This is a genomic window from Limnothrix sp. FACHB-881 (assembly GCF_014698135.1).
Taxonomy (GTDB): Bacteria; Cyanobacteriota; Cyanobacteriia; order CACIAM-69d; family CACIAM-69d; genus CACIAM-69d.
On sequence record NZ_JACJSN010000018.1, the window covers coordinates 1 to 11935 of the forward strand.

The window sequence follows — 11935 nt, forward strand, 5'->3', positions numbered from 1 at the left end:
TATGAGTTGTATTCGGAGACGAGCGAAGGGATGATCTACGGCTGCTTAATGCATTTGATGGTGAAACGATTAGCGGGGATGGCTGATTAATATTGTCTTTATAAATCAGCTCTAACGCCTCAACTGCTACAGATAAGGGGCTTGAGCATCTTGTCCCCCACAATCTCGTAACGGCGAAATAGGGTTTTGGGGAATCTGATAGCAAAATTCAGGCTTGATGATTTCCAGTTGGTCAAAGCCTTCTGCCAGTTCTGGGGGCGATCGATCCAATTGTTGAGCCATCCGTTCAATGACATGGGCGGGAACCTGTCGATCGCGCTGGGCATTCCAGGCCAAGCATTGCTCCAACGGGGTTTGCACCCACCAGCCAATGATCTGGTTAAACCCCAATTCCCTTGCGGTTTCTAAGATTCGCTGTCGTTGGCGCGGGTCGGCGTTGGTGGCATCGTAAACGGCATCGGCTGCATTGACGATCGCGGTTTGCAGTCGATCGCACACCACCTGCCAAATGGCTGACCAGTCGCCCTGAACAGCCGCATCACCAAAGAGTTCAGCCCGGATGGCATCGGTGGAAATCCAATGTCGATCGGGAGCGGCGGCTTGCCACTGGCGAGCCAGGGTGGACTTGCCACAGCCCGGCGGCCCAATCAGCACGATCAGGTGAGTTGTGGGCAGACCAGAGGCGGGGGGATCAGCAACGGGGTGATCGGGAAGTGGCATGGCGCTGGAATGGGCTAATCAACTGGTTAACGCCACAGGTTAACGCTGTAGGTTAACGACATCGGCTAACGAGATGATTTGAGCATGGTTGAGCCGTTGAACCGCCTAAGGATCAGGAATCACCCTCGCCTTAGCCGGCCCGGCCCGCCTAAAATTGAACCATTCTCCACCGCCCGATCGCCCCTCCCAGGCGGGAGATGTGCGGCGATCGCCGTTTGGGGATCTGGTTCATTTTGCCGTTCTATTCTTTTCCATTTTTTTGTCGCATTCTGAGGTGGCTTATCGAAACCATTCATGGAGATCTGAAAGGTCTCAAAACCAACCAACTCAAACAACTGAAGCGGCTTTATCATCAGCGCGTGCCCGGCGATCGCTTCACCACGCCGGAATTTGCCCAGCGCTTGGCCGCCATCAGCACCGAACTGGAAAAACCCCTTTGCGTTTACTTTAACCGGCGGGGCCAGGTGATTCGAGTCGGCGTGGGCACACCGCGCCAAACCCAAATCCCGCCTTTGGAATTGCCGCGCTATGGGGCCGAGCGCCTGTGCGGAATTCGTTGCATGGCCACCGCGCCCGAGTCAGAACAGCCGGGAACCGGAGCCTTGACGGCTTTGGCCCTGCAACGGTTGGATGCGTTGGTTTGGTTGCCGCTCACGGGCAGTGGCTTTGCGCGGCGCGGCGGCGGTGTGGGGGGCTATGTGAAATCGGCGCGGGTGGCCCATCTGTTGCCGCCGTCCAATCTGCCGGGTCTGGTGGTGCGAGGGACGGAATCGACAGCCGAAAGCGTCACCCAAAGCACCACGGTGTTACCCCCTGTCCCGATCGAGGACTTGGCGGAACAGGACTTTCTGGACTTTGTGACGGGGCTGGAGGCCGAGTTTGCCCGGGAAGTGTCCGGCCTAGAGATTGATCAAGCGGGCGATCGGGTGTTGTTGGTGGGGGTGCAAACGAGCGATCGGGATCCCAGGGCCTTTGAAGACGGGTTGGCAGAACTCGATCGGCTGGTGGACACGGCTGGCGGTTCCGTGGTCGGTGTGGTGCGCCAAAAGCGATCGCGCCCCCATCCCCAAACCGTGGTGGGTGAAGGGAAGGTGGAAGAAATTGCCCTCCAGGCCCAGAGCTTGGGGGCCAACCTGGTGGCGTTCGATCGGGACTTGTCCCCGGCCCAAATCCGCAACCTGGAAAAATTCATCGGCACGCGCGTGGTCGATCGCACCGAGGTGATTCTCGATATCTTCGCGCAACGGGCCCGATCGGGCGCGGGCAAGCTGCAAGTGGAACTGGCCCAGTTGGAATATCTCATGCCGCGACTGACGGGCCGTGGCCAAGCCATGTCTCGGTTGGGCGGCGGCATTGGAACCCGGGGGCCCGGTGAAACCAAATTGGAAACCGAACGCCGGGTGATTCAGCGGCGCATTTCCCGCTTGCAACGGGAGGTGAACGAACTCCAGGCCCACCGCAACCGCCTGCGCCAACGTCGCCAACACCACGATGTGCCGACCGTGGCGATCGTGGGCTATACCAACGCTGGAAAATCAACCCTGTTGAACGTGCTGACCGATGCGGAGGTCTATGCGGCCGATCAACTGTTTGCCACGTTGGATCCAACCACTCGCCGCTTGACCCTGACTGCGCCCGCCCCGATCGCCCCGATCGCTGAATCGGAATTTCCAGACAGCCCCGAATTTGCGGAACCCACCGAGGGGCGATCGATCCTGCTGACGGATACGGTGGGGTTTATTCAAGAGCTGCCGCCACCCTTGATGGATGCCTTTCGCGCCACCCTGGAGGAGGTGACGGAAGCAGAGGCCTTGTTGCACTTGGTGGATTTATCCCATCCTTCCTGGCCCCGACATATTGCGGCGGTGCATGAAATTTTGGGTGAAATGCCGATCGTTCCGGGGCCGGAGCTGCTGGTTTTCAACAAAATCGACGCGGCCAGCTCCGAGGCGATCGAACAGGCCAAGGCGGAATGTCCCCACGGGGTGTTTATTTCCGCAGGCGATCGCTTGGGACTCGAAACCCTCCGGCAACAGTTGCTGAACCTGGTTCGCTACGCCACGGGCGAATAGGCCCCTTGCCCGATCGATCCTGCCCGATTCATCCTGATCGATCCTGCCCGATCGATCAGGTGGGACACACCGCCGCAATGGGTTAATCAACCGTTAAAACAGCAGCTTTCGGGCCTAGGGCCTTGCGCCCCGACCTAGACCGCAGAGCTGTAAAGAGAGCCACCTCGCAACATAATCGCCATTTCGTTCTCGCGGGGCGAATTGGCGAGAGCAATCTCCTCGTTGATGCGCCCTTCCAGATAGAGCTTGTAGAGAATTTGGTTCATCGTACACATGCCCTCGTATTCCGATCGGGGAATGATGTCCTCCACCTCGTCAATCTGCCCTTTCTTGATGTAATCCCGGATGGCATCCGTGTTGATCAGCACCTCAAAGACTGGGGCCCGTTTGCCGTCGGTGGTGGGCACTAGGGCTTGGGAAATGCAAGCCACCATCGCTTCCGCAATTTGGGTTCGCACGGCCTCGCGATCTTCCGGTGAATAGAGCGCCAAAATCCGCTCGATCGTCTTGACGGCCCCGTTGGTGTGCAGCGTTCCGAATACCAAGTGACCGGTTTGGGCAGCCTTCAGGGCGGTTTCCACCGTTTCCCGATCGCGCATTTCCCCAATCAGAATCACGTCTGGATCTTCCCGCAAGGAAGCCCGCAATGCATTGTCAAACCGTAGGGAGTGAATCCCCACCTCCCGCTGATTGATCACCGATCGGCGGCTTTGGTGGACAAACTCGATCGGGTCTTCGATCGTGATGATGTGCCGGGTCATGTTGCGGTTGATGTAGTCAATCATGGCCGCCAAGGTGGTGGACTTCCCGGAGCCGGTGGGCCCCGTCACCAAAATCAACCCCTTGTGGGCATGACAAACATTGGCAAAGGCCGCCGGTAAACAAAGCTGCTCAAAGGTCTTGATTTCCATCGGAATCAAGCGCAACACCATCGCCGGCCCATTCAGGGTTTCAAACAAATTGATCCGTACCCGCGCAAAGGGATATTGGGCCGCCCCGTCAAAGTCTAAGTTTTCTTGAAAATGCTGAATTTCCAAATCGCTCAACACCTCTTGCATCCAGGCCATGAAGGTGTTGTCGTCCGTGGTGGGGTAGGTGGTGGGCTGCATTTGCCCCCGGCTGCGGAAGCGCGGTTCTCGGCCCACGGCCAAATGCACATCGGAATAGTTGTTGCGAAAGGCTTCTTCCACCAACTGCCGCAGGGTGGGCGCACCTTCCGAGGCCTTCGCCCGAGGGAGGGGACGGCGGCCGCTGACGGGGCTGGCTTCTGGGACGATCGGGCCCGGTGGGGCCGTTTCGCCATTTTCCCCAATCACCTGAAACGACCAGTCCGCCCGCCGATCGCCCAAATTCACACTCAGGTGATGGTTGCCGGGCTTGGGAAACACCAGGTCTAAGCGCCAAGTGCCGTCCTTAGCCACGATCGGCCCTGTCATCTTGAAGTCATTATTCAGACTGACGACCAACGGTTTGCCCGCATCATCGGGCGTTGCCACACCGGCCACCACAAACCGCTGGAGCGGGCGCACAGGTTGGCTGGGAGCCTGAACAATTTTCATTGAGAAACCTCCAAAATCCGTCACTACTTCACTAGCAATTGCCACCATTCGCTCGCGAAGGCTGCAATCGGGAGGCTTCCTGCTTCATCACGGCGAAGTTCGCTTCATCCGCAACCTAGGCTGACAAGACCGGACTGGCCGCCGTTTCGAGATGAATCGCCCCGCTTCCGCCCCGATCGACTTTCAATCCACAGTTTGGCCCATGGTCGAAAGCCCTTGCATTCAGCCTGACCCACCCATACCTGCCTGCTGCTGGAGAACTGGGAAACCGAAAAGAGGGTTCCCCTAAACTCCGTGATTTTGCGGATCAGGCTCCCTTTGTTTCTAATCCAAAACCAATGGATTTGTCAGCTTTTGGCTGCTAGGGCTGGGGAAATGGTGGGGGTGCTGATCCGGAAGAACTGCCCCAAAAGATACAGGGAACCACAGAGCACCACGGGCCGATCGCCCGCCAGGGCCGCCTCCAAAGCTGGCAACAGATCCGTAAAGGGGCGACCCTCTGCCAGGGCGATCGCCTCGGGAACCAGATGCACCAATGCTTCGGGGGCGATCGACTGGGGATCTGGAACAGGCACGGTGTAGAGCCGATCGCCTGATCGCAACAGGATCCGCAACACGGCGGCCGCGTCCTTGGTGCTCAACATACCCATCACCCAGGTCACGGGCCCCAAATTTTGCTGATCCACATAGTCCCGCAGCACTTGGGCCGAGTCATGGTTGTGGGCCCCATCCACCAGCAGCGATCGCCCTTGATGAGTTGTCCACTGCAACCGGCCCGGCCAGCGGGCGTTGGCCATGCCGGTTTGAATGGCTGGGTTGGAAATGGCCCAACCGGCCGCTCGCAACTGTTGCACCAGCCCGATCGCGACGGCCGCATTGGTGCGCTGGACAGTTCCGGCCAGGGGCAGCGGATAGGCTAAATTGCCCGATCGCACCCAAGGTAAGTGGGGCCAAGATTCGGCCGACGGGGCGATCGGCTCGGCCGGCTCCACCCAATCGATCGGGCAGGCCAGTTGGGCCGCGCGATCGGCCACCACGGCCCGGGCCTCGGGCGGCAGGGGAGCCACCACCAGCGGCCGCCCCGGTTTCAGGATGCCGGCCTTTTCTCCGGCAATTTGTCCCAAGCTGTCGCCCAAAACCTGCCAATGATCCCGTCCGATCGAGGTGATGGCACAGGCGATCGGCCCGTCCACCACATTGGTCGCATCCAACCGCCCCCCTAGCCCCACTTCCATCACCGCCAAATCCACCCGCTGGCGCGCAAAATACAGCCAAGCGGCCACGGTCACCAGCTCAAATTGGGTCAGGGAAATGCCGGTTTGGGCGATCGCCTGTTCCCCCTCACGCAGCAACTCAGCCAGAACTTGCGGTTCGATCGGGACTTGATCCACCGTGATGCGCTCCGTCCAATCCACCAGGTGCGGTGAAGTGTAGCGCCCGGTGCGATAGCCCGCCGCCGTCAGAATGCTGGACAGGTAAGCACAAACGGAACCTTTGCCATTGGTTCCCGCCACATGGACGATCGACACCTGTTGCTGAGGATTCCCCAAAGCCGCCAGCACCCCTAGCATCCGCTCTAAACCCAACTGCACGCCGAAGGGTTGAAAACTAGATAATTGCTGGTCTAGTTGGTCTAGTTGGTCTACCTGATTGGTCTGATTATCCTGATTGGCCTGGTGAGTGTGATTGGCGTGATTGCCCTGATGATCCTGGGTTACCGGGTGAGCTGCACTGACCCAATTTGCTGAATCTAGCGGCTCTGGGTTTGATGGTTCGATCGCCGAGGTCATGGTGTTATTCCTTAGCCTATTGCGCCTTGCGAGGGGCCAAAAATGCCCAAAAACAAGTAGGAGCGCCATCAAAGCGCCCCTACTATTCTGCGATTGGGTATCGATTGTGGGCGATCGCGACAAAACCGCCAGAGTTTACTACGAACCTAGCTGTCTAGCTGACGACGCAATTGCTCGAGAGCTGCCTTACCAATGTTGAAAACAGCCCAGCCAGCAGCCAGCAGCAGCGGAGACACCACAACCAAAACGCGCCAATCCATATCTTGATCTCCCGTAACAGTTCTAAAAACAGGCGAGCCAATTTAATTAAATGCCATTGTCGGGCATTTGGGGCCTCCCGAACGCGACCAGTCGATCGGAATCCTGGGAACTGGGTCACTGGCGGGCATTGGGGTAGGCCGAGTTACCTAGTGCGCCCCGTGAAAACCCAGATCCGTGCCCTGGCCGCCATGCACCAGGGCCAACTTCACGTAGCGGGCCGCATGTTCAATTTGTTCCGCCACTTCCTGATCGCTGAGCGATCGGACGACCTTGCCCGGAATTCCCACCACGAGCGATCGGGGTGGTACCTCTTTGGTCACCACGGCCCCAGCCCCTACGATGCTACCCGCACCCACACGCACGCCGTTGAGAATGATGGCTCCCATCCCGATCGTGCAGCCCCGTTCAATGTGGGCGGAGTGGATGATGGCCCGGTGGCCCACGGTCACATCGGCCTCAAGAATTGTGGGCTGGCCCGGGTCGCCATGGATCACTGCGCCATCTTGGACATTGGTGTTTTCGCCAATGTCAATTCGCTCCACATCCCCCCGCAGCACCGCGCCATACCAAATGTTGGCCCCGCCGGCCAGGGTGACCCGGCCGATAATGGTGGCGTTGGGAGCGATAAAGGCCGCAGCCGCGATGTCCGGTGTGCCCAAAATGGGATGGGCGATCGCCCCTGTTGCCTCTAGACGTGACATAAACGTGACAAATATTTCAAGAAGCGTTGGTTTTGCCCAGACCGCCAAAATGCCATCGCTATAATAGGGTAGCGAGGCGACGGCCCGCGATCGAACCCCCGCTCCCACCGCCGTCCTGCACGAGGTTTCGATCGAACCCATGCTGAATCCGACGTTGCAATATCCCATCTTTGGCCCAGAAATTTTGTGTCCCCATTGTCGGCAGCCGATCCCGGCCCTGACCCTTACGGACACGTACCTTTGTCCCCGGCATGGGGCCTTTGAAGCCGACCCCAACACCAAAGAACTGGTGCATTTGCAATCCAGTCGCCATTGGCGGCAGTGGGAAGGTGAATGGTATCGCCAGCACACGCACCCCGACGGTATTCGCTTTGAAATTCATGAAGCGCTCGATCGGCTCTATACCCAAGGCTTTCGGGCCACGAAGGTAACCGTTGCCCATCGTTACCAAACCCTCATTGCGTCCTATCTCGATCGGGCAAACCCGCGCAATCCCAGTTCCGACGGTCGGCCGCGGCTTTATGGCTTGCCGGTGGAGTTCAGTGCCACGGAAGCGGCGGATCCCTGTTGGGATGTGATTAATTTTGTGTTGGACAAGGAACCGGGTGTGCCGGTGCGCTATCCCTATTTCCGGCTGTTTGAGTAGCCCAAGGGGGGTCGGTAGCGGCGCAATGCACCATGTTTCCTTAAAAACGGCGGATATTCACCGGGCGATCGCGTTTTATGAGGCGATCGGGTTTGGGATGGCCGAACGGTTCACGGCGGGCATGACCCTGGCCTGTTGGATGGAAGGTTGGGGGGGACGCATTGAGCTGCTGCAAGTGCCGGAACCCCAATCGCCGCCCGATCCCTTTGGCAATGAGCATTATGTGGGCTACTACCATTTGTCGCTAGATTTGGCCCAATCGCCCGATCGCCCAGAAACGCTGCCGGATTGGTTGCGTCTGATGGGCGATCGCCTGGCTCCGCAGCCCCTGCCCCTGTTGTTGGCCCCTTGTCAGCAAATGATTGGCGATCGGGTCTATGAGGTGGCATTCATCGCAGATCCGGATGGAATGCCGATCGAACTGTTGCGCCTTCAATCTCAACTCCCGCCACCCAAGGGCGCGATCGACGCTGAACATTAGACCTCTTGCATTAATCAAGACCCTCACCCTAAATCCCTCTCCCAAGTCGGGAGAGGGACTTGATCACCCGCCACGAGATCGCCGTAACCCAGCAGTTCTGGCTCCCCTTCGCCCACCTTGGGAGAAGGGGTTGGGGGATGAGGGCAACGAGCTGATTCGTGCAAGAGGTCTATTGAGTCATCGTTCAGCGTCGTGGCGTTCTGGTGAGGCACGATGTTTGGGAATCGCGTTGAGAGATGGTGCTGAGAGATAGCCTTGAGAAAGGGTGCTAAAACAGCCCGATCGTGCGGGCCGCCTGCACCAACCCATCCACCGCTTCCGGCGGCCATCCCCCTTCAGCGCCCCGCCCCGACAGCAACACAAACCGCACCCCAAAAGCATCTGCGTAGCCCTCGGCCCCCAGCCAGAGCCGATCGCTCTCCACCTCGCAAGCAATTTTTTCCTCGGGCATCAACTCATCGGCGATCGCCCGCACTGAATCCACCAGGCGATCAAGCAGTCGGCAAAAGTCGGTTAACTCCGGCTCCGTCAGCTCCACAGCCCAATCATCACTGCCCACCAATCCCGAAAATTTCGTGGCCGAAGGCTGCCAGCCCAATCGCCATCCTGGGCCAGACTTCAAGATTCGATCGTTAGCCATAGCGCTGTTGATTGGCCCTAAATTGCCGGATTTAGCTTATCTCCGGATTGAACTGATCCGAGTAGATGTCTGACAAGTGCCTTCATGGAGACCGTCTAATTTTTCCACTACTCCTTTTCAGTCCTAGGATTGAATCTAGGATTGAACCATTGAAGCTCCATGTCGATCGAACTCCACCATGGCTCTTAAGCTCTTCTTCTTGCGTCATGCTCAGACGGCCTACAGTGCATCCGGTGGTTATTGCGGCACGCCTGAAAATGATCCCGGCCTCACGCCCGAGGGGCATGAAATGGCTGAGAAGTTCGCGATCGCCTATGCCTCCCTTGAGTGGACAGCCATCTACACCAGTCCGCTGCGCCGCGCGATCCAGACTGCAACGCCTCTGTGCGAAATGACGGGGCTGAATATGCAGTTGCGAGATGGGCTAAGGGAAATTGCCTACGGGAAGTGGGAAGGGTTGCACCCCCGCGAGGTCGATCGAATCTATCACGATGACTATGTGCGGTGGCTGACGGATCCGGCTTGGAATGCGCCCACGGGAGGCGAGCGGGGTGTGGACATTGCCCGCCGAGCTTCATTGGTTTTGGACGAAATTGAGCGTCGTCACCCCACAGGTTCAGTGCTGTTGGTGTCCCATAAGGCAACGATTCGAATTTTGCTTTGTGTGCTGATGGGCATTGATGTGGGTCGCTATCGCGATCGCTTCTCGTTGCCGGTGGCGGGGTTGAATGTGGTGGAAATGAGCGATCGGGGGCCCCTGTTTCACAGCGTGGCTGATCGTAGTTATTTGGATGAACGATTGCGGGCCCTTCCTTCCACTTAGGAGCATGACGAGAAACCTGGGCCAGAAATCTGGTCAGAAATCTGGTTAGAAATCTGGACAAGATTGATCGCCATGGCTTTTCCTCCAGGGAATTAAGATGGCCGCCGCAATCAGTTCTCAGATTCCCGATCGATCTGATAAGACGGAAGGAATCCACAGGAATCAACGCCGATGGTTGATTCCTGGATAAACCTCTGGCAACCTAACTCCCCCCATAAACGGTGACTCAATCAGACGAAATGCAGGGTCTGCTCGATCGAGCAGTGAGCACCCTCAATGAAGCGCTGGACTCTCCTGAACTGTCATTGCGCGATCGAACCTTGGTGGCCCTGCGTGTTTTGGAATTGGCCCATGGAACCGACCCGATCGAAGGTCTCAACACCGATGGTTGGGAATTGCCGCAACTGACCCAACGCCTGACGAACCCGGGCCCGGAATCGTGGTCAGCATCGCCACTGGACGCAAGATTGCGATCCGCTTCCAAGGGCCAGCCCGCCATCGGCCCCGATCGCCCCCATTCAGACAGCACCGCCACCACCCAATATCAGTCCCTGGCTTACCCCGTTGCGACTGCTCCTTCAGCGGCTCGCAATGACCAAATTTTGGAGCCAACGGTTTTAGAAATTGACAACTTTCTAAGTCATGAAGAGCATCAATTTGCCCTCAGCACGGCCTTGAATAAGGCCGATCAATTCGTTGGTTCCAAAACCACAACCAACGCCAGCGATTACCGTCGCTCCAGTATTTTGTATGCCACGCTCTATCCAGATCTCTACGAACTCTTGCGCCAACGGTTAATTGGTCTATTGCCAACGGTTGTGCAGCAATTGGGAATGCCTGGCTTTGAGCCGGGACAAGTTGAGATGCAGCTAACGGCTCACAATGATGGCTGTTTTTATAAAATTCACAACGATTCAGGCAGTCCAGAAACGGCCACGCGCGTCCTGACCTATGTTTACTATTTCTATCAGGAACCGAAGCGATTTTCGGGTGGTGAATTGCGAATGTATGAAACGGATATCAGCGGGCCCATGGTAACCGCGTCCGATCGCTTCGAGACCATTGAACCGCTGAATAATCGGATTGTCTTTTTTGATAGTCGCTGTAAACATGAAGTGCTGCCCGTTGTTTGTCCGTCGCGCCAATTTGACCATGGCCGGTTCACGCTCAATGGCTGGATTCGGCGGGCTTAGTCCTCGGCGGGGATCAGTCCGGCGGGTTTGGTTGGGTTGTCTGGGGGCGGGGTTGCTGTGGTTGGCGGCCGGGGCAGCCGGGGCGATCGAGCCATCCCAACCGGCCCGGCCGGCTCCCATTCCCTACGTGGCGTTCGATCGAACCGAGTTGCAGTTATATCCCTATCGTGGCCGCAATTTGGTGTGGTTATTGCCGGAGGGAACTTGGGAGCCGGAACGATTGCAACCCCTGATTGAACTGGTCGATCGCGCCTATGATTTCTATGCCGAAGCCGTGGCCGGCAAACCCACCCCCTACGGCCCCACCATTCGCGATCAATTGGGAACGGTGGCCATTGTTCCCAAAACCTGTGGCGGTGGCTGTGGTTATATCTCCAGCACCGGCATTGAGGTAAAGGCTCCTTATTTCCAAGATCTTTACAGCAACTATCAGAAAACCGGTGAGTTTGAGACCCTGCCCATTTATGAATTGGGGCGCAATTTTTGGCTGAAATCCTATGCCAAAAAACTGGAATATCAGGGAGCTGATGCCAGCGTTACAGTACGCACCGGATTTGCAGCTTTTATGCGTTTGGAAGTGTTGGACGTGCTGCAAATTGAGCCGGGATCGGTGTATGGCACGCCGTTTGAAATCTATCGTCAGGATTTGCGATCGCTCCTATGGCGCTATCAAGCCGATCGCACTTTGAATTGGCACAACACCCTGCGATCGGGTCAAGCTCCCAAAAGCCCCCTCTGTTCCGAGCGGGGAATTTGCATTGGCGCGCCGGAATTGTGGGCGGCCATGCTGCTGGAAGTGCGCGATCGCTACAGTCCTAACGATCCCACCTTTGCTAAGCGGTTGTGGGTCGCCGTGCGCGATCGCCCCGATGCCACCAGCACCCAAGCAGCCGTGGACAACTGGATCATTGCCCTCAGCGAAACCACCCAGCACAATTTGGTTTGGCTCTTTGAAGATGTGTGGCGTTGGCCCGTGTCCGATCGCGCCAAGCGTGCCGTCCGACATCTGCCGCGCGGGATTTAGCCCTGGGCTTTTAACAGGCTGAATG

At 57.6% G+C, this 11935-nt stretch carries 12 protein-coding genes; 6 read left to right on the top strand and 6 right to left on the bottom strand.

From position 1 onward, the window contains the following. Nucleotides 1-126: 126 nt before the first annotated feature. Entirely contained in the window at nucleotides 127-720 is a 594-nt protein-coding gene (locus tag H6G52_RS14965; RefSeq protein WP_190529377.1) for an AAA family ATPase, read from the bottom strand. Between the two features lie 281 nt (nucleotides 721-1001). On the opposite strand from H6G52_RS14965, the gene hflX reads away from it, so the two are divergent. Beyond that, entirely contained in the window at nucleotides 1002-2792 is a 1791-nt protein-coding gene (gene hflX / locus H6G52_RS14970; protein WP_370567720.1) for a GTPase HflX, read from the top strand. A gap of 134 nt (nucleotides 2793-2926) precedes the next feature. Here the strand turns inward: hflX and H6G52_RS14975 are convergent, their stop codons facing one another. The 4 genes from H6G52_RS14975 to H6G52_RS14990 form a co-directional block, all read right to left on the bottom strand. Continuing rightward, a complete protein-coding gene (locus H6G52_RS14975; protein ID WP_234406928.1) occupies nucleotides 2927-4351 on the bottom strand; it encodes a type IV pilus twitching motility protein PilT in 1425 nt (474 codons plus the stop codon). 347 nt (nucleotides 4352-4698) lie between these two features. Further along, on the bottom strand, nucleotides 4699-5922 hold the full coding sequence (locus H6G52_RS14980; RefSeq protein WP_190529456.1) for a folylpolyglutamate synthase/dihydrofolate synthase family protein: 1224 nt from the start codon (nucleotides 5920-5922) through the stop codon (nucleotides 4699-4701). 365 nt (nucleotides 5923-6287) lie between these two features. Then, the gene (locus tag H6G52_RS14985) at nucleotides 6288-6401 is read right to left on the bottom strand and encodes a photosystem II protein Y (protein ID WP_099533248.1); all 114 of its coding nucleotides are present in this window, start codon (nucleotides 6399-6401) and stop codon (nucleotides 6288-6290) included. A 147-nt stretch (nucleotides 6402-6548) separates the two neighbouring features. Then, nucleotides 6549-7103, bottom strand: coding sequence for a gamma carbonic anhydrase family protein (locus H6G52_RS14990; protein ID WP_190529381.1), 555 nt, complete (start codon nucleotides 7101-7103; stop codon nucleotides 6549-6551). A gap of 139 nt (nucleotides 7104-7242) precedes the next feature. On the opposite strand from H6G52_RS14990, the gene H6G52_RS14995 reads away from it, so the two are divergent. Both H6G52_RS14995 and H6G52_RS15000 read left to right on the top strand, forming a co-directional pair. Next, the gene (locus H6G52_RS14995) at nucleotides 7243-7749 is read left to right on the top strand and encodes a TIGR02652 family protein (RefSeq protein ID WP_099533247.1); all 507 of its coding nucleotides are present in this window, start codon (nucleotides 7243-7245) and stop codon (nucleotides 7747-7749) included. A gap of 25 nt (nucleotides 7750-7774) precedes the next feature. Then, nucleotides 7775-8230, top strand: coding sequence for a VOC family protein (locus tag H6G52_RS15000; protein ID WP_099533246.1), 456 nt, complete (start codon nucleotides 7775-7777; stop codon nucleotides 8228-8230). Between the two features lie 268 nt (nucleotides 8231-8498). Here H6G52_RS15000 and H6G52_RS15005 read toward each other — a convergent pair whose 3' ends face one another. Further along, entirely contained in the window at nucleotides 8499-8870 is a 372-nt protein-coding gene (locus tag H6G52_RS15005; protein WP_099533245.1) for a DUF1818 family protein, read from the bottom strand. A 178-nt stretch (nucleotides 8871-9048) separates the two neighbouring features. On the opposite strand from H6G52_RS15005, the gene H6G52_RS15010 reads away from it, so the two are divergent. From H6G52_RS15010 to H6G52_RS15020, 3 genes are all read left to right on the top strand, one after another. Next, nucleotides 9049-9693, top strand: coding sequence for a histidine phosphatase family protein (locus tag H6G52_RS15010; protein ID WP_099533244.1), 645 nt, complete (start codon nucleotides 9049-9051; stop codon nucleotides 9691-9693). Between the two features lie 221 nt (nucleotides 9694-9914). Further along, nucleotides 9915-10886: a 2OG-Fe(II) oxygenase gene (locus H6G52_RS19175; protein ID WP_199291524.1), complete on the top strand. Its 972-nt coding sequence runs from the start codon at nucleotides 9915-9917 to the stop codon at nucleotides 10884-10886. Next, nucleotides 10864-11910 (top strand): hypothetical protein, encoded by a 1047-nt coding sequence (locus tag H6G52_RS15020; RefSeq protein WP_190529383.1) that lies wholly within the window; start codon nucleotides 10864-10866, stop codon nucleotides 11908-11910. The genes H6G52_RS19175 and H6G52_RS15020 overlap by 23 nt, the downstream gene beginning before the upstream one ends. Nucleotides 11911-11935: the final 25 nt, after the last annotated feature.